Source organism: Bradyrhizobium sp. CCBAU 53415, from assembly GCF_028128735.1.
In the GTDB taxonomy this organism is placed as follows: domain Bacteria; phylum Pseudomonadota; class Alphaproteobacteria; order Rhizobiales; family Xanthobacteraceae; genus Bradyrhizobium.
Genome location: NZ_LBJF01000001.1, coordinates 1,288,863 through 1,313,723, shown reverse-complemented (window position 1 = coordinate 1,313,723; position 24,861 = coordinate 1,288,863). Strand labels below are relative to the sequence as shown.

At 65.5% G+C, this 24,861-nt stretch carries 22 protein-coding genes; 10 read left to right on the top strand and 12 right to left on the bottom strand.

The genetic code is table 11. The features are described from left to right. The first annotated feature begins 16 nt into the window (after nucleotides 1–16). The 3 genes from thrS (at nucleotide 17) to XH87_RS06140 (ending at nucleotide 4,048) form a co-directional block, all read left to right on the top strand. Entirely contained in the window at nucleotides 17–2,059 is a 2,043-nt protein-coding gene (gene thrS, locus XH87_RS06150; RefSeq protein WP_271586530.1) for a threonine--tRNA ligase, read from the top strand. Between the two features lie 93 nt (nucleotides 2,060–2,152). Next, a complete protein-coding gene (locus XH87_RS06145) occupies nucleotides 2,153–2,716 on the top strand; it encodes a nitroreductase family protein (RefSeq protein ID WP_271586529.1) in 564 nt (187 codons plus the stop codon). 63 nt (nucleotides 2,717–2,779) lie between these two features. After that, nucleotides 2,780–4,048: a serine hydrolase domain-containing protein gene (locus XH87_RS06140; protein WP_271586528.1), complete on the top strand. Its 1,269-nt coding sequence runs from the start codon at nucleotides 2,780–2,782 to the stop codon at nucleotides 4,046–4,048. On the opposite strand, the gene XH87_RS06135 is transcribed toward XH87_RS06140, so the two are convergent. Together XH87_RS06135 and XH87_RS06130 are read right to left on the bottom strand one after the other, a co-directional pair. After that, complete coding sequence (locus XH87_RS06135) at nucleotides 4,034–6,496, bottom strand: putative bifunctional diguanylate cyclase/phosphodiesterase (protein WP_271586527.1); 2,463 nt, start codon at nucleotides 6,494–6,496, stop codon at nucleotides 4,034–4,036. The genes XH87_RS06140 and XH87_RS06135 overlap by 15 nt on opposite strands. 1,185 nt (nucleotides 6,497–7,681) lie before the next feature. After that, nucleotides 7,682–8,542, bottom strand: coding sequence for a LysR family transcriptional regulator (locus tag XH87_RS06130; RefSeq protein WP_271586526.1), 861 nt, complete (start codon nucleotides 8,540–8,542; stop codon nucleotides 7,682–7,684). A gap of 99 nt (nucleotides 8,543–8,641) precedes the next feature. On the opposite strand from XH87_RS06130, the gene XH87_RS06125 reads away from it, so the two are divergent. Continuing rightward, nucleotides 8,642–9,634 carry a zinc-dependent alcohol dehydrogenase family protein gene (locus XH87_RS06125; RefSeq protein WP_271586525.1) on the top strand — a complete coding sequence of 331 codons (993 nt, stop codon included), beginning with the start codon at nucleotides 8,642–8,644 and terminating at the stop codon, nucleotides 9,632–9,634. 16 nt (nucleotides 9,635–9,650) lie between these two features. On the opposite strand, the gene XH87_RS06120 is transcribed toward XH87_RS06125, so the two are convergent. Beyond that, nucleotides 9,651–9,983, bottom strand: coding sequence for a hypothetical protein (locus tag XH87_RS06120; RefSeq protein WP_244429550.1), 333 nt, complete (start codon nucleotides 9,981–9,983; stop codon nucleotides 9,651–9,653). Nucleotides 9,984–10,187: 204 nt separating this feature from the next. Then, complete coding sequence (locus XH87_RS06115) at nucleotides 10,188–11,261, bottom strand: hypothetical protein (RefSeq protein WP_271586524.1); 1,074 nt, start codon at nucleotides 11,259–11,261, stop codon at nucleotides 10,188–10,190. Between the two features lie 239 nt (nucleotides 11,262–11,500). Between XH87_RS06115 and XH87_RS06110 the strand changes: the two genes are divergently transcribed. After that, the gene (locus XH87_RS06110; RefSeq protein ID WP_035701850.1) at nucleotides 11,501–12,529 is read left to right on the top strand and encodes a patatin-like phospholipase family protein; all 1,029 of its coding nucleotides are present in this window, start codon (nucleotides 11,501–11,503) and stop codon (nucleotides 12,527–12,529) included. An 18-nt stretch (nucleotides 12,530–12,547) separates the two neighbouring features. Here the strand turns inward: XH87_RS06110 and XH87_RS06105 are convergent, their stop codons facing one another. Together XH87_RS06105 and XH87_RS06100 are read right to left on the bottom strand one after the other, a co-directional pair. Next, nucleotides 12,548–12,976 (bottom strand): CBS domain-containing protein, encoded by a 429-nt coding sequence (locus tag XH87_RS06105; RefSeq protein ID WP_035701853.1) that lies wholly within the window; start codon nucleotides 12,974–12,976, stop codon nucleotides 12,548–12,550. 191 nt (nucleotides 12,977–13,167) lie between these two features. Beyond that, nucleotides 13,168–13,989 carry a rhomboid family intramembrane serine protease gene (locus tag XH87_RS06100; RefSeq protein WP_035701856.1) on the bottom strand — a complete coding sequence of 274 codons (822 nt, stop codon included), beginning with the start codon at nucleotides 13,987–13,989 and terminating at the stop codon, nucleotides 13,168–13,170. 567 nt (nucleotides 13,990–14,556) lie between these two features. Between XH87_RS06100 and XH87_RS06095 the strand changes: the two genes are divergently transcribed. Continuing rightward, on the top strand, nucleotides 14,557–15,111 hold the full coding sequence (locus XH87_RS06095; protein ID WP_271586523.1) for a PAS domain-containing protein: 555 nt from the start codon (nucleotides 14,557–14,559) through the stop codon (nucleotides 15,109–15,111). 164 nt (nucleotides 15,112–15,275) lie between these two features. Beyond that, a complete protein-coding gene (locus tag XH87_RS06090) occupies nucleotides 15,276–16,409 on the top strand; it encodes a DJ-1/PfpI family protein (protein ID WP_271586522.1) in 1,134 nt (377 codons plus the stop codon). A gap of 66 nt (nucleotides 16,410–16,475) precedes the next feature. Here XH87_RS06090 and XH87_RS06085 read toward each other — a convergent pair whose 3' ends face one another. Then, complete coding sequence (locus XH87_RS06085; RefSeq protein WP_271586521.1) at nucleotides 16,476–16,862, bottom strand: COG4315 family predicted lipoprotein; 387 nt, start codon at nucleotides 16,860–16,862, stop codon at nucleotides 16,476–16,478. A 147-nt stretch (nucleotides 16,863–17,009) separates the two neighbouring features. On the opposite strand from XH87_RS06085, the gene XH87_RS06080 reads away from it, so the two are divergent. Together XH87_RS06080 and XH87_RS06075 are read left to right on the top strand one after the other, a co-directional pair. Further along, a complete protein-coding gene (locus XH87_RS06080; RefSeq protein ID WP_271586520.1) occupies nucleotides 17,010–17,516 on the top strand; it encodes a GNAT family N-acetyltransferase in 507 nt (168 codons plus the stop codon). A 127-nt stretch (nucleotides 17,517–17,643) separates the two neighbouring features. Beyond that, nucleotides 17,644–17,931, top strand: a complete 288-nt coding sequence (locus tag XH87_RS06075) for a hypothetical protein (protein WP_271586519.1) — start codon at nucleotides 17,644–17,646, stop codon at nucleotides 17,929–17,931. A gap of 78 nt (nucleotides 17,932–18,009) precedes the next feature. Here the strand turns inward: XH87_RS06075 and XH87_RS06070 are convergent, their stop codons facing one another. From XH87_RS06070 to XH87_RS06050, 5 genes are all read right to left on the bottom strand, one after another. After that, the gene (locus tag XH87_RS06070; RefSeq protein ID WP_271586518.1) at nucleotides 18,010–19,953 is read right to left on the bottom strand and encodes a DEAD/DEAH box helicase; all 1,944 of its coding nucleotides are present in this window, start codon (nucleotides 19,951–19,953) and stop codon (nucleotides 18,010–18,012) included. Between the two features lie 422 nt (nucleotides 19,954–20,375). Next, nucleotides 20,376–20,759, bottom strand: coding sequence for a VOC family protein (locus XH87_RS06065; protein ID WP_271586517.1), 384 nt, complete (start codon nucleotides 20,757–20,759; stop codon nucleotides 20,376–20,378). A 13-nt stretch (nucleotides 20,760–20,772) separates the two neighbouring features. Then, complete coding sequence (locus tag XH87_RS06060) at nucleotides 20,773–22,512, bottom strand: serine hydrolase (RefSeq protein ID WP_271586516.1); 1,740 nt, start codon at nucleotides 22,510–22,512, stop codon at nucleotides 20,773–20,775. Between the two features lie 105 nt (nucleotides 22,513–22,617). Beyond that, nucleotides 22,618–23,100 carry a DUF5680 domain-containing protein gene (locus tag XH87_RS06055; protein WP_271586515.1) on the bottom strand — a complete coding sequence of 161 codons (483 nt, stop codon included), beginning with the start codon at nucleotides 23,098–23,100 and terminating at the stop codon, nucleotides 22,618–22,620. A gap of 3 nt (nucleotides 23,101–23,103) precedes the next feature. Continuing rightward, nucleotides 23,104–24,255: a zinc-binding dehydrogenase gene (locus tag XH87_RS06050; protein WP_271586514.1), complete on the bottom strand. Its 1,152-nt coding sequence runs from the start codon at nucleotides 24,253–24,255 to the stop codon at nucleotides 23,104–23,106. Between the two features lie 115 nt (nucleotides 24,256–24,370). Between XH87_RS06050 and XH87_RS06045 the strand changes: the two genes are divergently transcribed. Further along, nucleotides 24,371–24,850 (top strand): GNAT family N-acetyltransferase, encoded by a 480-nt coding sequence (locus XH87_RS06045; protein ID WP_271586513.1) that lies wholly within the window; start codon nucleotides 24,371–24,373, stop codon nucleotides 24,848–24,850. Nucleotides 24,851–24,861 lie beyond the last annotated feature (11 nt).

Sequence of the window (24,861 nt, the reverse complement as noted above, 5' to 3'; positions counted from 1 at the left end):
CCTCAGGAGAAAAGCAATGACCGACCAGCCCAAATCCGAGTCCGGCTTCCAGTACAGCCTCTCCAATCTCAAGCCCGTGACCCCCGCTCCCAAAGTCACCCTCACCTTTCCCGACGGCGCCCAGCGCCAGTTCGACAAGGGCATCACCGGCCTCGATATCGCCAAGGGCATCTCGCCGTCGCTGGCCAAGCGCACGGTTGCGATGGCGCTCGACGGCGCGCTCGCCGATCTCAACGATCCGATCGAGGCCGACGCCAGGATCGAACTCGTCAATCGCGACGATCCGCGCGCGCTCGAATTGATCCGCCACGATTGCGCGCACGTGCTGGCGGAGGCCGTGCAGACGCTGTGGCCGGGCACCCAGGTCACCATCGGTCCCGTGATCGAGAACGGATTCTACTACGACTTCTTCCGCAACGAGCCGTTCACGCCGGAAGATTTTGCCGCGATCGAGAAGAAGATGCGCGAGATCATCGCGCGCGACAAACCCTTCACGAAGGAGGTTTGGGATCGCGAAAAGACCAGGCAGGTGTTCCGCGACAAGGGCGAGGCGTTCAAGGTCGAGCTGGTCGACGCCATTCCCGGCAGTGAGCCGATCAAGATCTACTACCAGGGCGACTGGTTCGATCTGTGCCGCGGCCCGCACATGACCTCGACCGGCAAGGTCGGCAATGCCTTCAAATTGATGAAGGTGGCCGGCGCCTATTGGCGCGGCGACAGCAACAACCCGATGCTGACCCGCATCTACGGCACGGCGTTCGCCAAACAAGAGGATCTGGACGCTTACCTCAAGCAGATCGAGGAAGCCGAGAAGCGCGACCACCGCAAGCTCGGGCGCGAGCTCGACCTCTTCCATTTCCAGGAGGAAGGTCCGGGCGTCGTGTTCTGGCATCCGAAGGGCTGGACCATCTTCCAGCAGCTGATCGCCTATATGCGCCGCCGGCTGACCGGCGACTACAGCGAGGTCAACGCGCCGCAGATCCTCGACAAGGTGCTGTGGGAGACCTCGGGCCATTGGGGCTGGTACCGCGAGAACATGTTCGCGGCGCAGTCGGCCGGCGACGAGGCCGAGGACAAGCGCTGGTTCGCGCTGAAGCCGATGAACTGCCCCGGTCACGTGCAGATCTTCAAGCACGGTCTGAAGAGCTATCGCGACCTGCCGCTGCGCCTCGCCGAGTTCGGCGTGGTGCATCGCTACGAGCCGTCCGGAGCCATGCACGGCCTGATGCGCGTGCGCGGCTTCACCCAGGACGACGCGCACATCTTCTGCACCGAGGACCAGCTCGCCGACGAGTGCCTGAAGATCAACGATCTCATCCTGTCGACCTATGCGGATTTCGGCTTCACCGGCGATCTCACGGTGAAGCTGTCGACCCGGCCGGAAAAACGTGTCGGCACCGATGCGATGTGGGATCACGCCGAGCGGGTGATGGCCACCGTGCTGCGCGAGATCCAGTCGCAGAACAATCACATCAAGACCGAGATCAATCCCGGCGAAGGCGCGTTCTACGGGCCGAAGTTCGAATACGTTCTGCGCGACGCCATCGGCCGCGACTGGCAGTGCGGCACCACGCAGGTGGACTTCAATTTGCCGGAGCGGTTCGGTGCGTTCTACATCGACCATGACGGCGGCAAGAAGCCGCCGGTGATGGTGCATCGCGCGATCTGCGGTTCGATGGAGCGTTATATCGGCATCCTGATCGAGCACTATGCCGGCAACTTCCCACTCTGGCTCTCGCCGGTGCAGGCGGTGGTCACGACCATCACCTCGGAAGGCGACGAATACGCCAAGGTGGTGCTGGAGCAGGCGCGGCGTGCGGGACTTCGGGTCGAGATCGACCTGCGCAACGAGAAGATCAACTACAAGGTCCGCGAGCACTCGCTGGCCAAGATCCCGGCGCTGCTCGTGGTCGGCAAGAAGGAAGCCGAGACGCATTCGGTCTCGGTTCGCCGCCTCGGCAGCGACGGCCAGAAGGTGATGACGACGGCCGAGGCGATCGCCGCCCTCGTCGACGAGGCGACCCCGCCGGATGTCCGGCGGGCGCACGGCGGCGTCTGATCCCTGAAACCGATCTAAATTCGCTTCCGGTTGCGGGCGTGCGTGCCTATCTCGGCATGGCACGCCCGCCGACCATTTGAAGAGGATATCGCAGTGCCCGACGCCATCGAACTCCTGAAGACCCGCCGCTCGGTCAAGCCGCGCGACATGACCGGGCCCGGCCCCTCGCCGGCCGAGCTCGAAACCATCCTCACCATCGGCGCGCGCGTGCCCGATCACGGCAAGCTCGCGCCCTGGCGCTTCATCGTCTTCGAGGGCGATGCCCGCCAGCGTGCCGGCGAGGTGATCGCGAGGGTCTTCGCCCGGAAGAATCCGGGCGCGCCGGCGGCCGACGTCGAGATCGAGCGCAAGCGCCTCACCGATGCGCCATTGGTGATCGGCATCGTCAGCTTCACCAGGCCGCATCCGAAGGTGCCGGCGTTCGAGCAGGAATTGTCGGCAGGCGCCAGCGCCATGAACATCGTCACGGCCGCCACCGCACTCGGCTACGGCGCCTGCTGGCTGACCGGCTGGTTCGCCTTCGATCGCGACGTGCTTGATGGGCTCGGCCTCAAGCCGGACGAAAAGCTCGCCGGCCTCATCCATGTCGGTACGCCGACCAAACCGAGCGAGGACCGACCGCGACCGTGCCTTTCGGAAATCGTGACGCGCTTTTGATCGATGTCTTGTTGACGGCTCGAACGTTGCACGGCTTAGCTCCCGGCGAGGGAGGAAGCTCGGATGCGACGGCGTGAATTTCTCGTCGGGGCCGCAATGCTCGCCAGCTCGATGGCGAAAAGCCGAGCTGCCGATATTCCGGCCCCCTCGTCCGACGGGCTCGACCGCATCACGGCGTATTTCGACAACGAGGTGACGAGCGGCCGGTTGCCGGGCGCGGTGATCCTCGTCCAGCAACACGGCAAGCCGGTCTATCTGAAGACCTTCGGCGTGCGCGACACCAGGACCGGCCTCGCCATGACGCCGGACACGATCTTCGCCATCCACTCCATGACCAAGCCGATCACGTGCCTTGGCGCGATGATGCTGATCGACGATGGCAAGCTGGCGCTGACCGACCCGGTGTCGAAATACGTCCCGCTGTTCGCCGGGACCAAGGTGGGCCGCGAGGTGACCCTGCCCGGCGGCGTGGTCGAGCTGGACCTCGACCCACCGGACCGCCCCGTCAACATCGAGGATCTGCTGCGGCATACTTCGGGCATCAGTTACGATTACATCGGCAGCGAGTGGGTCGAGCACGCCTACAGGATGGCCAACATTTTCAAGGGTCACTTCAACAACAGGCAGTTCGCCGATCGCATCGCCGAACTGCCGCTGGCGCGGCAACCTGGAACACTGTGGCGCTACGGCCATTCCACCGACGTGCTCGGCGGCATCATCGAGATCGTCTCGGGCCAGACGCTGTATCAATTCCTGAAACAACGCATCTTCGACCCGCTCGGCATGAACAGCACCAAATTCGTGCTCGCGAGCGAGGACGAGCGTGAGCGGATGGCGCGGCCGCTGCCGAACGACTTCATCCTGCTTGCCGGCGAACGCGAGCGCCTCGACCATCCCGAATGGCAATCCGGCGGCGGCGGCCTGCTCTCGACCATCACCGACTATCAACGCTTCTCGCAGATGCTGCTCAACGGCGGCGAGTTCGCCGGCAGGCGCTACCTCAGCCCGGCCGCGTTCAAGGCCATGACGACCGATCACATCGGACCGGGCTCCGGCGTCGGACGCGACTATTTCTATTTCCCGGGCGACGGCTTCGGCTATGGCTACGGCCTTGCGGTGCGGACCGATCCCGGCAACGCGAAACCGCCGCCGCCGGGCTCGCTCGGCGAATTGAAATGGGACTCCGGCAGCGGCACCTATTTCGGCGTCGATCCCAAGCTCGACATGGTCTACCTCATGATGCAGCAGACCCAGAACGAGCGCGGCCGCATCACACCCGCGTTCAAGGCGCTGGTCTATGACTGCTACCCGCCCGCACTACGCCGCCCGTGAGGCGCGCTGACCGAAATCGGCAAGCAGCTTCGCGATCTCGGCCGCGGGCCGCGCGGCGCTGAACAGAAATCCCTGCACCTCGTTGCAGCCTTCGGCGCGCAGCCAGTCGAGCTGATCCTCGGTCTCGACGCCCTCCGCGGTCGTGGTGATGTTGAGGCTGCGGCCGAGCCCGGAGATCGCGCGCACGATGGCGCCGCAGTCGGGCCGCTGCGCCAGATCCTTGACGAAGGAGCGGTCGATCTTGATCTTGTCGAAGGGAAAGCTGCGGAGATAGCTCAGGCTGGAATAGCCGGTGCCGAAATCGTCCATGGAAATGCCGACACCGAGCTCGCGCAACTGATGCAGGATCGCGAGATTGGCATCGGTCTCGGCCAGGAAGATCGACTCGGTGATTTCCAGTTCGAGCCGCTTCGGCGACAGTCCGGACTGCGCCAAGGCCGAAATCACGACCTGAACCAGATTGCGGCTGCGGAATTGCGCCGGTGACAGATTGACCGCGACCTTGACGTCGGCAGGCCATTTGACGGCCTCGGCGCAGGCTTTGCGCAGCACCCACTCCCCTAACTGGGTGATGAGGCCGATGTCCTCGGCAACAGGGATGAACTCCGCCGGAGAGATCATGCCCTTGTCCGGGTGACGCCAGCGCAGCAGCGACTCGAAGCCGGAGATGCGGTCGGAGGCGATCGTCACCAGCGGCTGGTAGTGCAGCTCGAACTCGCCATTGGCGAACGCGCGACGCAGATCGAGCTCCATGTCACGGCGCCTCTGCGCCTGGAGGTCCATCTCTCGCTCGAAGAAGTGGTGCACGCCACCGCCGTCGGACTTCGCCCGGTACAGCGCCATGTCGGCATTGCGCATCAACTCTTCAGGCGTCGTGCCGTCGCCCGGCGACAGCGCGATGCCGATGCTGGCGCCGATCACCATTTCCTGCCCATCGAGATCATACGGCGCCTTCACCATGTCGATCAGCAAGGACGCGCAGGCGCTGGCCTCGTTCGGCGAGACGTCGGCGGCCAAGATGACGGCGAACTCGTCGCCGCCGAGCCGCGCCGCGAGATTGGCGCCGCGGACCGCGGTGGTCAGGCGCTCGGCGACCTGCTTCAACAAGCGGTCGCCCACCGGATGGCCAAAGGAATCGTTGATGTTCTTGAACAGGTCGAGATCGATGTAGAGCACGCCGACCCGTTTCCCCCCGGCCTGATCCAGCGCCTGCTTCAGGCGCTCCTGGAAGTGTTCGCGGTTCGGCAGGTCGGTGAGCCCGTCATGATGCGCCATGTGGGCGATGCGGGCCTCGGCCTTGCGCCGTTCGGTGATGTCGACTACTGCCACCAGGTAGCCGTCGCGATCGTCGAAGGCGACACGGCGGCCGAAGGTGAGCACCTCGATTTCGCTGCCGTCGGCGCGCAGATGCCGCCAGTTGCGCGAGGAGTGATAGGCGTCGCCAAGGCGCTCCAGCGCCTCGGCGTGGCTGTCCCACTCGTCCTCCGGCCAGATCTCGTGCAGCTTCATGCGCAGGAAGGTGGCGCGGCTGTAGCCGTAATGCTGGACCGCGGCGTCGTTGACGCTGAGGAACGCCTTGGTCTGCGCGTCGAACACCCACATCGGCATCGGGTTATTGTCGAACAGCAGGCGGAACGAGGCATCGCGCCGCTTGAGCGCGGTGACATCGGAGATCGTCAGCGAAACCACGTCGGCGAAGGCGGTGGCGCTGAGCCTGAGGTAGCGTCCCTCGCTCTCGATCTCGAGCTGCTCGCCGCGGCCGCCCGAGACGGCCTTGAGCAGGAATTCCATCACCTCGGGCGAGGCCAGCAGCGTGCTGCCCTCGCCGATCCGCCGCCACAACAGGCTTCCGCTCGCAACCTTCAGCAGCCCGCCCGCGCTCTTGTTGTGATGCACGACCTGAAGATCGAACGGCTTGCCGCCGGCATCGCGCAGCGTTGCCAGGGAAACCACCGCGTCGTCGGTCGAGGAAAAGATTGCGTCGAGGAGATTGTATTGCGCGCCGCACTCGTTGACATAGGCGCCGACCAGCGTCGCGCCCCAACGCGAGGACGTCGGCAGCGCCAGCACGTCGTAGGTCCTGACCATGCCGTCGCGCACGCAATGCGCGCTCGCCTGGTGCGGCCGTCCGGTCGCAAGCGCGCTCGCCGCTGCTTCCGACAGCGCCATGGCACAATCGGGCGACAGCTCGGTGACGGGAATGTCCCAGCGTTCCTCGCCGAGCCATTTCTGCACGTAACGCCCGCTGCGCGACAATTCCAGCGCGCCGTCGTTCTTCAGCAGAGCGATGTGGTCGGCGAGCCGTCCGAGGCTGCCGAGCATCACGTCCTCATAGCGCGGCAGCCGCTCGCCCGGCTTCAACGCCGCACGCCACTTGCGCTGAAGCACCGGGATGTCGTCAAACATTTCCGTGGCCGGTTTTCCCGACACCCTCTTCGCGGCATTCATGGCAGTCCCCAACGCACTTCGCCGGCGCATCCAATGCAGGCGCGCTTAACGAGATGTAAAAAGCGCGCGGGCGCGGGTTCCATTCAGCGATTATGACAGTTTTAAGTCAGGTGTTGGTTAGTGGGCCTTAGAGACTATGACGATCGTGCAAAGGCGATGCTCGCGTGTCCCGGGCGCGATGCAGCGCGCAAGCGGTGCGGCGCAGAGCCGGGACCAGCGGGCCGCACAGCTCGCTGAAGCATGGGCCCCGGCTCTGCAGCGCATCGCCGAGAGGCGCTGCGCTGCGTCCGGGGCGCGAGAGGGGAATTTGCACGCAACTGTTTCAACGTTCGTCATTGCGAGCGCAGCGAAGCAATCCAGAATCCCACCGCGGAGGGACTCTGGATTGCTTCGCTGCGCGCGCAAATGACGGAGCAAGAAGCGGCGGCGTCGCTCTTTCAAATTCGCATCGTCGTCGCAGACACACTTTCACATCCTCGCGGCTCATCTCGCCCGAGCTTTGCTTCATCTCTTCACCCTCTGAAATGAAAAGGGCGCAGGGAAGACCGGATGCCGGCCGGGCACCCACGGTCCACTGTGCGAAAGGTGGCAACAAGAATCTGCACAGCGGCATACAGGTGTAGCCAAGCAATCGGCCTTCCCTGCGCAGTGGTTTTACGGCTTATGTCGTGCTCTCCCCGGGGAGCGATGCACTATTGCCCCCGTCGCCTCGCGGATCACTGATGCGCTCGCCCGGTCGGGCAACACACATCTCCGCAAGACTTGACGCACAGACCCCGGGCGTCAGGACCACACGATTTTGCCGTACGCACGTCACACCGGTCGTCCGCGCGAGGCCTTCGCTCACAGTCGCCTGCCCTGCGAAGCCCTTCGCGCCGATGTAACTAACGTCCACCGCCGTCCGGCCCGCGTGTCGTGACGATCGCGATACGCCCCTCTTCCTTGGGCCGGGTTGCCGCGACACATACGCCGATTCCGAAATTCGGTAAAGTGGAATATTTTCGGCGAGACGTCTTGACCGATGGTTTGGGCGTTTTGCCCGTCGGGCAACGCAAGGTGTTGTGGCTGCGTCGGGTGGGTTAGCGCAGCGCAACCCACTTCTCTAGTTTCCCTGGTGACAGAAGTGGTGGGTCACGCCTTTCGACTGCGCTGTGCGCAGCCGCAAGGCCAACCCACCCTACGAAGCTACGGGTGCGTGCCCGCCAACCGCTCGATCACCAGATCCAGCAGCGCGCGCAGGCGAGCCAGGCGCTTGAGGTCGCGGTGATAGCCGACGAAGGTATCGCGGCCGGGCGGCGAGGTACCGATATCAAGCGCGACGAGGCGGCGGTCGCGGTCGCCGAGCGGGCGCGGCAGCACCGCCAATCCCCCGCCGCTCGCGCAGAGCTCGGCCTGCGCCTGCCTGTTGTTGCTGCGCGAAGCCACCTCCGCGTTGGGCAGCGCGCGTTTCAGCCAGGCCGCATCGGGCATGTCGGCGAATTCGACGTTCATGGTCACGACGCGGACGCCACGCCCATCGCCGCCGCGCGGCGGCTTGCTGCCCTTCCTGCCATAGAGTGCATAGGGAATATGCAGCAGCTTCCTGGAAATAATCTCGGGCTCGCTGAACGGCTTGATGCGGAAGACGAGATCGGCTTCGCGGCGCGGCAGGCTGTAGAGGCGCGCATCGGTCAGGAGCTCGACGGTCACCCTCGGATGACGCTTGCCGAATGCGGCAATCACCGGCGACAGCATCACCGTCCCGAACCAGTCCGACGACGACAGGCGCAAAAGGCCGTCGAGTTGCGTCTCCGCACCGGAGGCGCGACGTTGAAGGGCGAGCGCCTCCTCCTCGATCCGCTCGGCGTGGCGCAGCACGGCGGTGCCCTCGTCCGTGAGCACGAATCCGTCGGCGGTGCGCTGGAACAGCGTCTGCCCCAACGCCTGTTCGAGCGCGCGAAGCCGCCGGCCCATGGTCGGCTGGGTCTGGCCGATCTTTCGCGCGGCAGCCCCAAGCGTGCCCTCGCGCGCGATCGCCAGGAAGATGCGCAGATCGCTCCAGTCCATCGAAGGCCCTCATGCAATAATGCACGACGATCGTACATTGTCGTTGCTTTCCATGCAAAAATTCATGGGCATATTGGAGGGCGACAACGGAGAACGATCATGATCAAACAATCGGCAATGCGCGCGGCCGTGCTGGAGGCGCACAACGCGCCGCTGCGGCTCTCAACCATCTCCACGCCGGCAATCGGCCCGCGCGAGGTGCTGGTCCGGGTGCGCGCGAGCGGGGTCAATCCGCTCGACACCAAGATCCATGCCGGCGCGGCGGCGCATGCGCGGCATCCGCTGCCAGCAATTCCCGGGATCGATCTCGCCGGCGTAGTCGAGCAGGCCGGGCGCGAGGTGACGCGGTTCAAGCCGGGCGACGAAGTCTATGGCATGACCGGAGGCGTCGGCGGCGTGCAGGGATCGCTGGCGGAATTCGCCGCTGTCGATGCCGACCTGCTGGCGCCGAAGCCCACCAATCTCAGCATGCGGGAAGCGGCGGCCCTGCCCCTGATCTTCATCACGGCCTGGGAAGGCCTGGTCGACCGCGCATCGCTAGGGGCCGGCCAGAAGCTGTTGATTCATGGCGGCGCCGGCGGCGTCGGCCACGTCGCGATCCAGATCGCGCGCGCCTTGGGAGCGAACGTGTTCGCAACCGGCTCGGCGACGCAGCGCGCCACGATCGAAGGTTTTGGCGCGGTGTTCATCGACCGCAACACCCCGGTCGAAACCTATGTTGCGCAGCATACCGGAGGCCGCGGCTTCGACGCCGTCTACGACACCGTCGGCGGCAAGGTGCTCGACGCCTCCTTCGAAGCGGTGCGCCGCTTCGGCCACGTGGTGAGTGCGCTCGGCTGGGGGACGCACGCGCTTGCGCCGCTGTCGTTCCGCGCCGCAACCTATTCCGGCGTGTTCACGCTGCTGCCGCTGCTGTCGGGCGAAGGGCGCGCGCATCATGGGGAGATCATGATGGAGGCGACGCGCCTCGTCGAGGCGGGCAAGTTGGTGCCGCTGCTCGATCCCAGGCGCTTTGCGCTGGAGAATGTGGGCGACGCCTATGCGCTGATCCGCGATCGCGCAGCGAAGGGCAAGCTGGTCGTCGATGTCTGAGCCGGTGTGCGCGCCGCTAGTCCTCGCTGGACGCGGCGGAGCGGTTGCGCAGATGGGCCTGGGACAACAGGAAGAACAACGCGCGCTCGCCTTGATATTTGGCAGACGGCCGGGTGCGCTCGAAGCCATCGGCAAATATCTTGCCGGACTGGTCGCACACTTGCCATCGCCAGCCAAACCGCTTGCGCCTGGTGAGGATCACTTCGAACATGCCGACGGGCTTGGTCCCCTGCTCCTTGCCGGTCTCGCAGACGCACAAGCCTGCTCCGGCCCCCATTAGACGGATGCCCGACATATAACGCAGTGCGGTGGAAAGAGAATAAAATTGATGATCGGAAATTGGTTTCATGCACCGGGTGCGATGAAGCCGCGAGCTGCGGGAATAAGCTCTCGTCAGCGGTGTTTCCTCGGGGTCAATTTGGCGCTGGCAGTCTTCCCAGCACGCAGGACAGACGCGGCGGTAACAGAGGATGCAGGTTCGTGCGCTTAATGAGAACGATCCTGCCGCCGGGGATCGCGTCAGCCGCCTGCTGCAGGCTCCGACGCCCGGGGTCTACCGCGCAACGACTTCGACTTCGCCGTCGACGCCGTTGACGACGTTGAAACCGCGCTCGTAGACCTTGCCCTCGTTCTTGGCGATGGCGCGATATTCGCCTTCGGAGAGCACGACGCGCGGGAACGCGCCGATCGATTCCTTGATGACGTCGCCGCCCGGGGTCAGCACCGACCAGGCGGTGTTGGCGAGCGCCTCTCCGCCCTTGTCGCTGACCAGCTTGAGCGTGATGACCGCGGCGCGGTGGGTAATGGTGACGTCGGTGAGCTTGCCGGCCTGGACACGAATGTCCGAGCGCACCACCGAGTTGGCGTCGCCATAGTTGGAGATGATGTAGTAGGTGCCTTCCGGTATCAGCACGACATCACCGGCGGCAACGTTCGGCACCAGCGCGGCGCGGTCGCCGGATTCGAACTGGCTGCCCTTGTAGATCGCGAACGAGATCTGGTTCTGCGGAATGCGGCTGGTGCCAACCCGACCCTCGATGCGCAGGCCGCCGGCCGGCAGCACGAAAGATTCGCGGTCGGTCTCGGCCTTCAGGCTCACGGCGCGCACCGCGCTGACGAGGCCGAAGGCCACGTGCACGACATAGTTGCCCGGCGGCAGCACGATGTTGGGCGTGGCGGTGCGGTCCTCGCGAATCAGCTTGAAGGTGCCGTTCTCGTCCGGACGGTCGGCGAACACGCGCCAGACCAGGCCGCTGGTGATCGGCGGTGTGTCCTTGCCGTATTTCGCCGTCAGCGACAGCACGCTCTGTCCGGGCGCGGCCGCACTCAGCGGGGCGGCCGGCGGCACGGTCGTGACCGCGGGCGGCGGCATGCTGGGCGTAGCGGGCTGCAGCAGCGTCGGCGGCAGGCTCGGGGGTCCCGCGCCCGGCCCGGAGGGCGGCGCCAGGCTGACGGCGCCGCCGGGGTCGGGCACCGATGCCGGCGGCACCGGCGGCGGACGATCGGAGAAAAGCTGCGCCTGGGCAGCATCTTGGCCCGAAGCCACGAGGCACGCGGCGAGGATCAGCGCCGGCAGCAGCCTGCCGCTGCGCCGCCATCCGATGATGCCGTCACCCCCGCGTGTCATGCCCCATGCTTTTCACCGAAAACGCGGCAAATTCAAGCCTCAGGAACCCCATCGAATACGGTCATTGGAACCCGGTTGACGCCTGCGTGATTAGCCCCGAAGCAACCGTCCATCGCCATACTCCTGCCCTGTGCCCTTCCCAAAGCGGCATAAACCATGCTTCGCCGCGGTTATGGCGGACTGCACGAGCGGTGCCTAATCTGGTGATTGCGGGCTGGCCTCTGGGTAGGAGAGTTTCGGTGCTGGACAGATTGAAGGGTTGGGGTGCGAACGGCTCAAACGGCGAGAAAGTTGGCTTGGGCAGCATCCGCCGGCCGGTCATCGGCCTTGCCCTCGGCGGCGGCGCGGCGCGCGGATTCGCCCATATCGGCATCATCAAGACCCTGCTCGCGAACGGCATCGTGCCTGACGTCGTGGTCGGCACCTCGATCGGCGCCGTGGTCGGCGGCCTCTATGCGGCCGGCCATCTCGACACGCTGGAAGAATGGGGCCGCAGCCTGCAAGGCATGCGCAACATCCTCGGCTATCTCGACATCCGTCTCAACGGCTCCGGCCTGATCGGCGGCGAGAAGCTCGCAACCCGGCTCGAGGAGGCCTGCGGCCAAATTCAGATCGAGGACCTTCCGATCAAGTTCGCGGCCGTGGCGACCGAAGTCCGCACAGGCCACGAGATCTGGCTGACGCGCGGCCGCGTGGTCAACGCGATGCGCGCCTCCTATGCGCTGCCTGGCATCTTCGCACCGGTGCTGATCGGCGACCGCTGGCTGGTCGACGGCGCGCTGGTCAATCCGGTGCCGGTCTCGGCCGCCCGGGCGCTCGGTGCCGAAATCGTCATCGCTGCAAACCTTTCCAGCGACATCTTCACCCATTCCACGACGATCTATTCGCATGGCGCGATGCCGGAGACGATGGCGCCCGTGGCCGAGGAGACGACGGTCAAGCGGCGCTTTCCGCGGTTGTTCTCGCCGGAGAAGACCGTCAAGCGCGAGTTCTTCGGCGGCGGCGGCCGGCCCGGCATCTCCTCGGTGATGGTCGATGCCTTCAACATCATGCAGGACCGCATCACCCGCGCCCGCCTCGCCGGCGATCCGCCTGACATGCTGATCACGCCGCGGGTCGGCCAGATCGGCTGGTTCGACTTCCACCGCGCCGACGACCTCATCGCCTTCGGCACCCGCGCCGCCGAGCGCGCGCTGGACTCGATCCAGGAGGCCATCCATGTCCTGGCGCCGACGCCCGAGGGCACCGCGCCGAAAGCGCAGGAATGAGGCCAGCCGCGAGGCCGATCAGGCGGTCTTGATGTAGTCGCGCAGGGCTTCCTGCTCGGACTCGTATTCTTGGACCCGACGCTTGACGACGTCGCCGATCGAGATCAGGCCGACCACCTTGCCGTTGTCGATCACGGGCAGATGGCGGAACTTGCCCGACGTCATCATCTCCATGAGCTCGGCCACGGTGTCGGTCTCCTTGCAGGTCACGACCTTGCGGGTCATGACCTCCGAGACCGGCGCCTCCAGCACGCCGGCGCCGCGCTCGCCGAGCACGCGCACAATGTCGCGCTCCGACAGGATGCCCTCGAGGCGGCTCTGGTTCATCACCAGCACCGCGCCGATCTTCTTCTCACCGAGCAGTTCGATCGTGGCGGCCAGCTTGGCGTCGGGCTCGACGCTCACGATCTGGTGCCCCTTGGTGTTCAGAATGGAACGTACCGTCATTGTAGCCTCCCTGAATCGGAGCCGTCCGCCGTTGAGGCGATCCGAACTTGTTCTTCGAGTCTTCAACTAACAGTTTTGGCGCCGGTTTCACGTTCAGGCGCGTTGCGAAGCATCGCCGCCAGCAGCTTGCGGCTTCGGAACATTCTTCCCGCGGATGATGGATGAATTCGGGCCGCGCCGCAAGCGCCGCTTCAAATACGGTTCGAAATGTCCTGTGATGACGCATCCGCAGCATCGCTTCGGACGCGCGGCACGGGATCGAACAGGGCGAACAGCAACAGGCCGGCAAAGAAGCCGCCGATATGCGCCTGCCAGGCGACGCTCGTGGTTTCGGAATCGACCCCGATCGCGCCGACGCCGAAGATGATGTTGACGCCGAACCAGACGCTGAGGAAGCCGACCACCCGCCCGTCGCGCAGCGCGCGCGACAGCGGCAGCGCCGGAACTTTTGCGGCGGTATCGGCGTCCGAACGGCTGAACGACAGGAAGCTGCCGCGGACGAAGGCGAAGCGGATTGCGGCCGCCATCGCGCCCGACACCGAGGCCGAGGCACCGATCATCGGCGCCACCGCGTGCTCATGGGTGATGAGATGGGCGAGCGCGCCGGCCGCCGCCGTCACGGCCATGAAGATGAAGAACCTGACCGTGCCGAAGCGCCGCGCCAGCGCGCTGCCGAAGGGCAGCAGCCACAGCACGTTGAAGCCGAGATGGGTCAGATTGGCGTGCAGCAGCGAATAGGTGACGAAGGTCCAGACTTTTGCGCCGGCACCACCGGGGATCTCCAGATTGAGCAGCGAGGAATCGTAGCGCTTCGGGATGAAGCCGAACACGTCGATGGTCCAGTTCTCGAGCTCCGGCGGCAGCAGCACCCGCAGATGGATCACCGCCAAAAGGAGGATATAGGCGGTCAGCGCCGCGGGCAGCGTCAGGATCGGCTCGCGCGGAGCCTCCTCGACGACGGCCGGCAGGTCCGGCTGAGGACCTTGCGGTGACGAATCTTGCGGGGAATCCAAGGCAGCTTCGCTTTCAGGCGCAATCGGAGCGACAGGCTTGGAGATAGTCGCCTTTAGCGTCCCTGCGCAAGTGCACAAAAGGAAATCGTGCGGGATGTCGATTTTGGCCCGGGCAGGTGCTGGGCCCCGGCTCTGCAGCGCATCACTGAAGAAGTGCTGCGCTGCGTCCGGGGCACGAGAGATGCTGTGAAAAAGGAAAAGGCAGGGCCCTGGGAAAGCCCTGCCTGTCCGTGTCGGCCTTCCGGTGGCCGGAGAGATAAGGTGTATCCCCACCCCTCCCGCGGCCCGTGACCAAACTGTTTGACGCCCTGTGTACGGGCCCCGCCGAGAACCTGGAGAAAGCGGCGAGGCTTGCGACCGCGGTCACCATAGCAGGCGCGCGGCCGGCACGAAGCGCATAGTTAATTTAACGTTAACGGCGCAAAGGCAGGCGCAAGAGGCCTGAAAACAGGCCCGCGGCATGGACGCTGCAACTCCCCTCCTGCACAACACCAGAAGGGATCGCGGGTGCACTGAAGCGGGACAGAATTGTCCCGTGAGGTCGCGCCCCGGAACGAGCGTTCAGCCATGAAACATCCGTCGAGCCGCGCGTTCTTCGCGTATTGGAACGAGAAGCGCGGCACTGCGCGGGCCCCCGACCGGGCCGACATCGACCCGGCCGCGGTCCGCGGCCTGCTCGGCGACATCTTCGTGCTGTCCTGCGAGCCGAACCTCGGCTTCCCGTTTCGCGTCGCCGGCACGCGCGTCTGCGCGCTCGCAGGAACGGACCTCAAGGACCAGAGCTTCGCGGCGCTGTTCACTGATGCGAGCCGCAGCGAGATCGAGGAGATCACGACCATCGTCGCCGACGAGGCGCTCGGCGCGATCGCCGGCGTCACCGCGGCGCGCCAGGACGGCAGCAAGGCGCATCTCGAACTGCTGCTGCTCCCCTTCAACGCCCGTCCGCACACGCCGGTGAGCGTGACCGGCGTGCTGGCGCCGTTCGACCACGAATGCGGCACGCTTTCCGCCTTCGCCCTCACCTCCTGGCGCTATCTGCACCAGCCGGAGAAACTCCTGCCGCGCGCCATCCGCAAATTGCAGATCGCGCGCGGGCTGATGGTGTATGAGGGGCTGAGATAGTCTCGCCGCCCGACGCGCGGCATCGCGTGCAAGGAGAACCCGCCGCGCGACAAATCAACACGCATGCGGATGGCCGTTTTTGCCGGATCTGCGTCATTCCTGATGTCGTTGCCAGCGGTTAGCTTCCGCTTCGCGTGAAGCAACGAGGATCGGGTGACATCATCATGATATGGCGCATTCTGGCGTTGAGCGGCGTCGGCTGCGTGGCACTGCTGGCGGTGATCGGCGGAACCTGGTTGTTCCTGCTGCCCGGCTCGCCGGCTCGGGGAACCGCGCCTGCGATATCCAGGGACGAGACCGAGGCGACGCTTGCGGCGCTGAAGCCGCCGAAGCGCAAACGCCCCCTGATCGCCATCGTCGGCATCAACGACATGAGCGAGACGACCGACTATCTGATGCCATACGGCATCCTTGCGCGCGCTGACGTCGCCGACGTCCTCACATTGGCGACGCAGCCTGGCCCCGTCGCCCTCTATCCCGCGCTGAAAGTGCAGCCGCACGCGACCATCACGGAGTTCGATGCTGCGCATCCCGACGGCGCCGATTACGTCATCGTGCCCGCGATGAGTCGCGAAGACGATGCCCTGGCCCTGCAGTGGATCAGAACCCAGGCCAGCAAGGGCGCGATCGTGATCGGCGTCTGCGTCGGCGCCAAGGTCGTCGCCAACGCCGGGCTGCTCGACGGCCGGCAGGCCACCACGCACTGGTATTCCGTGCGCGATCTGCAAAGGCATTCCGCGATCCGCTATGTCGCGGACCGCAGGCTGGTGGTCGACCGCGGCGTCGCGACAACGACCGGCATCACCGCATCCATGCCGATGGCCCTGACCCTGGTCGAGGCCATCGCCGGCCGCGCCAGGGCGGAGGCGGTCGCCCGCGACATCGGACTTGCGCACTGGGATGCGCGCCACCGCAGCGAGGCGTTCCGGTTCACACGCCCCTTCGCGGTGACGGCGATCGCCAACACGCTCGCATTCTGGAGCCGCGAGCAGCTCGGGATCGCGCTGACCTCAGGCATCGACGAGGTGTCGCTTGCGCTTGTCGCCGATGCGTGGTCGCGCACCTATCGCTCGCGCGCGCTCACCTTCGCGGCCACGGCAGAGGCGCAGACGAGCCGCGGCGGTCTTCGCATCCTGCCGGACAGGGTTGCGGCCGACTGGCCGGAAAGGCTGACGCCGCCGGCCGCCGTCGACCTGCCGCCGGCGCGAGCGCTGGACCAGACATTGCACGCCATCGATGCGCGCTACGGGCCGCGCACGGCCGACTTCGTCGCGATGCAGCTCGAATATCCGAGATAGCGACACGGTCGCGCGCGGACCGTCGCCTGCGACAGCCGGCGCGCGCCGTATCCGCGTACGGGGCCGCTACGGCATCGCCAGATGCCAGGCGCCGTTCAGGAAGCCGTCGCCGGTGATGTCACCGGGCTTCTGGTCCTTGGCGAAGGTGTAGAGCGGCTTGCCCTTGTAGGCCCATTGTTTGGAGCCGTCGTCGCGCGTGATGATGGTGTAGCCGTCGCCTGCGGCGTCGCTCGCCTCTGCCTTCAACACCGGCCAGTTCGTCGCACATGGACCGTTGCAGGCCGACTTGCCGTCCGTGTCCTTGTCGAAGGTGTAGAGCGTCATGCCCTTGGCATCGGTGAGCACGTTGCCCTTGTCGGTCTTGCCCGTCTTGGTCGGCGGTGCGGCGAAGGCGGCGGGAACGATCGCGAGCGACATTGCCAGCGTGAGCGCGAGGCGGATCGAGGACGTCATGATGTCTCCTGTCATGCAAATTGGCTTGCATGGATAGGACGCCGGGCGCGACCCGGTATTCCCGAGACGGCGGCAAGGATATTTTTCGCTGCGCGCATCGACGCAGCGGAATAAACTGGACCAACCGAGACGGAACGACGGAAAGACATGAGCAAGCCGCATTGGCGTCCCGCGCACGCATCCGACCTGCCCGCGATCGGCGCCATCGCGGCGCGGATTCATCCTGACCTTCCCGAAAGCCCGGAGGTGTTCGCCGAGAAGATGCGGCTCTATCCGGGCGGATGCCGTGTGCTTGTCGCCGGCGACGAGATCGCCGGCTACGGGCTTTCGCATCCCTGGAAGCAGCACCGGATTCCGCCGCTCGACGCTCTGCTCGCACGATTGCCTGATGATGCGGACTGCCTCTACGTCCACGACGTCGCCGTGCTGCCCGATTTTCGCGGCGGCGTTCTGCGCACCTATGTCGCAGCCATCGAGGAGCTGGCGCGCGCTTCACAGATCGCGACGCTCGCGCTGGTCTCGGTCTACGCCACGCGACCGCTGTGGGAGCGTCTCGGGTTTCGGACCGTCACGATGGACGCGGAGCTGCGTGCAAAGCTCGAGTCATACGGCGAAGGCGCGACGTACATGCTGCGCGATCTTGCCGCGACGTAACGCCTCTTCCCGGGCGCCCCGGCTCACGCGGGCGTGAAGCCGCTCCCTCGAACCGGGTCAGATCAGCCTCCGTCGAAGCTGTGTGCGAGCCGTTCCGGTCTCGCCGAACCGAGGCTGGAGAATGTCCATGAAGCTCACCTTGTCGAAAATTACCTTGATTGCATGCGTTGCGGCGAGCGCACTCGCCGCAACCAGCGCCAATGCGACGCAGTATCGGACCTATGGCTGCGACACCGCCTTCTTCGAAGGCTGTGGCATCCTGATCGAGACGCCGAACCTGGGCAGAAAACCCACCAGCGTCATCAATCGCGACACCTCGCCCACCTACATGAAGCAGACCGATCCCCGCTACAGCTCGTCGATGCGTGATGCCGGCGGTGGCGGTGGTGGTGGTGGCGGCGGCGGCGGCCGCTGACCTCCCACCCGACGTTTCAGATGATGCCGCCGGCGCAATCCGGCGGCATCATTGCTGTCTGCGCCATACGGGAGAAGCTCAACCGCGACGCTTCTTCTTCGTCTTCTTTCCCGGCGCACCCTTCACGGGCCAGGGCGTGACCGACGGCGCCTCGGCGTGGCCCGGCCGATGCTTCTTTTTCTTTCCGAACGAGGGAGCATCCTCGAATTTCGGCGCGCGCTCGCCGTAAGCTTTGCCGCGTGGCTTGAATCCACTTGCCTCGTGCGGGCGATCGTCGCGCCGCTCACGATATTCGCCCCTCTCGCGCCGAGGCAACGGGGGCCGCTCTTCCGAAGGCTCCTGCCGCTGCGGCGCGTCCGCCATCGGCTCGATGCGGATGCTGTCCTCCTTGTCCGGCCGCTTGACCTTGGCGGCGAACGACTCCGCGACCCGCTCGGAAATCTCGAACTCGGTGGTGGTGTCCATGATCTTGATGGCGCCGATGTCGCGCTTGTCGATGCCGCCGCGGCGGCAGATCATCGGCAGCAGCCAGCGCGCCTCCGCATTCTTGCGCCGTCCGATCGCGGCGCGGAACCAGACGCTGCCGTCCGCCATGGCGTGCTTCGACGAAGCTTTTCCGGATTTCGATCGAGGTCTCGCCGCGCGATCGTCGCCGCCTTCTCCATCGGATCTGTCACGACCGCGCTCACCGCGCGGCGGCTTGGCGCCTCGCTCGCCGGGATCGATGATGTCCTCGGGCGACGGCAGCCGCGCGCGATAGAGCCGCGCCAGCGCCGCGGCGATATCCTCGGCCGAGCGCTCGGCCAGGAGCGCCTGCGCCAGCACCAGATCGTCGGCGGTGGTCTCCTCAGTGAACAGCACGTCCTTCATGCGCTCATGATCGAGCTTGCGGATCTCGTCCGCCTGCGGCGCAGTGCCCCAGACCGCGTCGATCCCTGAAAGATTGAGCAGCAGCTCCGCGCGCCGCCGGCGGGCGGGCGGCACCAGCAGGACGCTCGTCCCTTTTCGTCCCGCGCGCCCGGTGCGGCCCGAGCGGTGCTGCATGACCTCGGCGTCGTTGGGCAGGTCGGCATGAATGACGAGGTCGAGGCTCGGCAGGTCGATGCCGCGGGCGGCGACGTCGGTCGCCACGCACACCCGCGCACGCCCGTCCCGCAGCGACTGCAGCGCCAGGGTGCGTTCGTTCTGCGTCAATTCGCCTGACAGCGCGACGACGGCAAAGCCGCGCTCCAGGAGCGCCGCCTGCAGGTGCCTGACCGCGTCGCGCGTGCTGCAAAACACCAGCGCGCTCGGCGCCTCGTAGAAGCGCAGCACGTTGACGACGGCGTGCTCGACGTCGGCAGGCGCGATGCGGATCGCGCGATATTCGATATCGGCGTGACCGCCCTCGTCGCCGGCGACCTCGATCCGGAAGGCGTCGCGCTGATATTGCCTCGCCAGCGCGACGATGCCGCGTGGAAACGTCGCCGAGAACAGCAGGGTGCGGCGCGTCTCCGGCGTGGTCTCGAGAATGAATTCCATGTCCTCGCGAAAGCCGAGATTGAGCATCTCGTCGGCCTCGTCGAGCACGACCGCGGCGAGCTCGGAGATGTCGAGACGGCCGCGCCGCAGATGATCGCAGAGCCGCCCCGGCGTGCCGACCACGATGTGCGCGCCTGCCGCGAGCTCGCGCTGCTCGCGCCGCGGATCCATGCCACCGACACAGGAGACGACTCGCCCGCCGGCATGCCCGTAGAGCCAGGCCAGCTCGCGCTGGACCTGAAGTGCGAGCTCGCGGGTCGGCGCCACGATCAGGGCAAGCGGGGCTGCCGCGGGTCGGAACTGCTCGGCATCCTCAAGAAGATTTTTCGCGATCGCCAATCCGTAGGCGACAGTCTTGCCTGAGCCGGTCTGGGCCGACACCAGGAGGTCACGGCCGGTGGCTTCATGGGCAAGCACGGCGAGTTGGACGGGGGTCAGTGAATCATAGTTCCGCTCGGCCAAAGCGCGGGCGAGCGGCGGGGTCAGGGCCGGAAGGGACACGGGATGGGAAACCTTGGTTAATTCTGGCGCGGCACAGCGAGCCGAAGCGCCCGAAGCTGACGTGCGCGGCAACGGCCCGGCCGCACGCTGGATTTGATCTGGGCGCTCTTTACGCCAAGCGCTTGGAAATGACCATGCCCATGATGCATGGCTTCGCAAGGAGAGCCGCGCCCAAAGGTTGCAGCGGACTTTTGCGGCCACCTCGATTAACCTCGGCGCGACCAGTTCGGCCGGGAACAACCGCGTGACATCCTCTACCAAGCGCACCTGCGGCGACTGCACGCTCTGCTGCAAGGTGATGGCCATCGAGGCGCTGGACAAGCCGGCCGGCAGTTGGTGCCGGCATTGCAAGCCCGGTCTTGGCTGCGCGATCTACGCCGAGCGACCGGCCGAATGCAAGGCCTTCGCCTGCCTGTGGCTGGTCAACGATCATCGCGGAAGAACAGCGTGCGGTGACCGAAGGGCTGGTTCGTCGGCGCCGACAGCAGCGCCACGCCCTGCCGCACGAGCTCGTCGGCGCACGCGTCGACCTCGGCGGCCGAGACCTTGAAGGCGAGTTGCAGCGAGGCGCTGCCCGCCGGAATTGGCGCATCAGCGGCGGTACGGCTCGGCCGTGCCAATGCCAGCGTGTTGCTGCCGATACCGTACTCGATCCAATTCGGCGAAAGCTCTCGCAGCACGGACAAGGCGAGCACGTGCTCGTAGAAGCGGCGCATCGCGGCCATGTCGCGCACGAAAATGACGGTGTAGTCGATCGCGCGGATGGCGTTGAAGGGGGAACGGGGCTGGTTCGACTTCGGTGCCATCGGCGATTTCCCCCTACCCCACGACACGGTTGGCGACGAAGACACCGTTCGGCTGGTGAAAGACGATCCGATCAATTTCGTTGTCTTCCCCTCGAAACTCGACGGCAAAACCGTCAAGTTCGACGATGCGAAAGCGGCGGTCCTGCTGCGGCTCGAGACGATAGGCCGGTTGAAAATCGGTCTTGAGAATCAAACGGCCGTCCGCATCGAGGGTCACGTGGTGGTTCACACCACCGCTCGCGAAATGCCCGGCGCAGCGCTCACGAAACGCAGGATTCATACAATCGCCGGCGGCGCGACGCTCGAATACGATGTCCTTCACCATCGGCTCCAGCGGCGCCGACAGGTGCACAATATTGCCGTCCCGGTCGGTCTGGAAGGTGATCGGGAGATTGTCCGGATGGAGCTTGTCGATGATCTCCGGCGTCACGAATGTCTCGAAATGCCGGTGCGACAGCGGCGCGCTCATGCCGCGCCACGACCAGTGCAACGCGCCGTTCTGCTCGCGGATCGATATCACGCCGTAGGCGGGATGAGCGTAGTCGCCGGCATAGGCTGACAGCGCATGCACGGGCTGCGTATGCTTGTGACGTGCCTTCTCCCTCGCCTCCTTGTCGGCCGGAATATGCGCGACGAAGTCGTCACGAACCTTGTGGAAGCGCGCGAACCAGTCAACGGGCTCACGTCCGCGCAACCGGTCGACAATGTACCATGTCAAGATCTGCGGCACTGCGCTCGGACTACGATTGGTGAGCACGGCAACCCCGATGCCGGCGTCACGCACCAGCGTCATCAATGACCCCCAGCCGTTCCAGCCGCCGCCATGCCACAGCAGGCGATCGCCATGATAAGTGTTGGACTGAAAGCCCAGTGCATAATGACCGTGACCGAACTCGGAGAATTCCGACTTCCCGACGTGCGCCAACGGCGTATGCAATTGCTCCACCAGCGGTGCCGGCAACAGCCGTTCGCCATCAAACTCCCCCAGGCCAAGATGCAGGCGCATCCAGTTCGCCAGATCCGTCGCCGACGTATTGATCGCGCCTGCGGCGGTGACCCGGATCGGCAACCGTAGTCCCGGCAGCCGAGTGTCGACGTGAATCATGTACGGCCGTGCCGCCTCGGCCGCAGCTTCGAGTTTGTCCAGCGAGAAGCCAACCGCCATGCCGAGCCGATCCGTGAGGCGCTCCCGCACAAAAGCCTCAAAACTCCGCCCGCTCAACCGCTCGATCAGGAGACCGGCAGCGTTGTAGCAGAGATTGTTGTATTGCCAGGCGGCTCGGACGTCGCGGCTCAATTCGAGGTGCCGCATCAGCGGCAGCATCTCGGCTGGCGCAAGATCGCCAGGCAAGTGAATCCAGTCGTGCCGCGGCAGTCCCGACTGATGGCTGAGCAGGTCACGAATAGTGACGCGCTCGGTGGCGACCGCATCGGAAAGACGAAACTCCGGCAAGTGGTCGCGGACCGGTTTGCTCCAGTCGAGCACGCCCTCATTGTGCAGCAACGCGATAGCGGTGGCGGTGAACGACTTGGTGATCGAACAGATCACGAAATGCGTGTGCGGTGTAACCGGCAGATCGGCCTCGACATCGCGCTGGCCATAGGCGCGCGTGAGCACGACCTCGCCGCCCTGCACGATGGCGAGCGCGACGCCCGGCACCTTCCAGACCGCCATCGCTTCCGCGGCGAGCCGATCGACATCGGGAATGAGGGACGCGAGCGTAGAATTTGGGATGTCGGCAGATGTGTTCATTGGCACACGGGAATACTTGCGAGATGCGCAGTATAGATGTGTCAACTCCAGATGGAAACAAGCCGCGAATGTTTTCGCGGAAGCCGGATCGCGAAGGCGGAAGGCCTATCGCAGCATGCCGCCACCATAGCGCAGCTCGTACAGCAAAGTGCCGTCCTGCCGCGCAATCGTCTCCACCCCATGAAAACGATCGAGCGCGCCGTCGATCTCGTTGCGATAGATCATGCCTGCCTGGTCGAACAGGCGCGGTCCGCGATACGGCTCCTCGACCTGCACCCCCAGCAACGCCTGCCGCAGGAATTTGTAGATTGCGAGAAACGTGTCCCGATCCCTGATCTCTTCACGGACGCCGCCACTGTAGCTCATCGACCAGACCACGCGGTCGTCCCGCGAGACGGTCTCCTGCCCGACGAAATACCCCATCCCGAAATAGATATCGCGATAGGCATAGGGCGGGGCGCGATGCTCGAGCTGCTTCGAGCCTGACAGCAGCGGCGTCGCCACGGTCGCATCGTCGTCGAGGCCGGCATAGGTGCGCCGCTTGGCCTCGACCAGGAACGCCGCGAGATCGGGTGGAATGGACGGCATTGTTTATTCCACCAGCTCCGGCCACGGCACGATGGTCGACTTCACCGTCTTCATTGCCATCGCGTCCTTCACCGCCTGCGCGACGCCCGCTTCCGTGAACGGATAGATCGTCTGCATCTTCAGCCATGGATATTTGTCACGCGTGCGATAGAGCATGTCGACGCCGAGCGGCAGGTCGTTGCCGGTGAAGCCCCAGGATCCCAGCACGTTGAGATCCTTGGTGCAGATGCGGTGCCATGACGTGTCGATCGACCCGGCGTCGGTGAACTGGCCCATCTCGACATAGGTGCCGCCGTCGCGCAGCATCTCGATGCCTTCAGGGCCGGCGCTCGGATGGCCCGAGCAGTCCATCACGAGATCGGCGCCGAAGCCGCCGACGATTTTCCGCACGCGATCGATGCGCTGCTGCGGCGATTTCAGCTCCTCGATGTTCACGGTCGCCTCCGCGCCGAACTCGCGCGCGAGCTTGAGCCGCGGCTCCTCCGGCGCGCCGACGCAGATCACGCGCCCTGCCCCCATCTCCCTGGCGGCTGCGACCGCCAGAATGCCGATCGGGCCCGAGCCCTGGATCACCACGGTGTCGCCCCAGCTGAAGCCGCCGGCGCGGGTCGCGCGATTGAAGGCGCGGATGCAGGAGGTCAGCGGCTCCGACAGCGCGCCGAGCCGCAATGACATGTCGTCGGGCAGCTTGTAGATCTTGGTGCCCGGCAGCATGTCGAGATCGACATAGACATATTCGGCCCAGCCGCCCCACAAATGCGGCGCCTTGTCGAAGCCGAGATAGCGGCCGTAATAGACAGGCGTCAGGCACTTGTTGGCCGTTTGCGGATAATGGATGCAGTAATAGCAGCGGCCGCACGGCATCAGCGGCGGAATCATCACCTTCGAGCCGACGGAAAGCGGCTTGCTCATGAAGTCCTCGGAGAACTCGTCGCCGCATTCGACGATGACGCCACCGAGCTCGTGGCCCAGCGTGAACGGCCAGGGCAGCGGCTTCGGCCAATGTCCCTTGAGGATATGCAGGTCGGTGCCGCAGACGCCGCAGGCGCCGACCTTGATCAGCGCGGCCTTGCGGCCGACCTTCGGCCACGGCACGGTGCGGATGGCGGGTTCGCTGCCCGGTCCTGCGTGGGTGCAGACGCGAATGGATTCCATGGTGTCCTCGCTGCCCGCTTGTTATGATTTGTGGTGCGGGCTGACGACAATCGTATGTGAGATGCGCGCGCGTGCCAAGCGGACAGTCTCGCACCCGCGACGGAGCACAATGCCGATGCTGCGCAACTATCAGCCAGCCGATGCCGAAGCGATCGTGCGGGTCGCACAGGCCGCGTTTGCAGAGTTCGAGCAGGACTATTCCGACTGGCCGCTGTTCACGGCCAACGTCGCGAAAATGCCGGGGCTTGCCGAAACCGGCGAGCTCATCGTGGCCGAGGACGAGGGCGAGATCGTGGGTGCCGTCGCCTATGTCGGTCCGCAAGCCCCGAAACCGGCCTTCTTCGATCCGGCCTGGCCGATCATCCGCATGCTGGTGGTCGATCCGGCGGCGCGCGGCAAAGGCGTCGGCCGGCAACTGACCGAAGAGTGCCTGCGCCGCGCCGAGCGCGACCGTTCACCGGTCATCGCCCTGCATACGGCGCCGATCATGACGGTCGCGCTGCCGATGTACCTGCGCATGGGCTTTGTGAGGGTGCAGGATGCGCCTGATATTCTGGGGGTACCGTACGCGGTGTACGTCAAGTCGCTCGGTTAGTCTCGCAGACT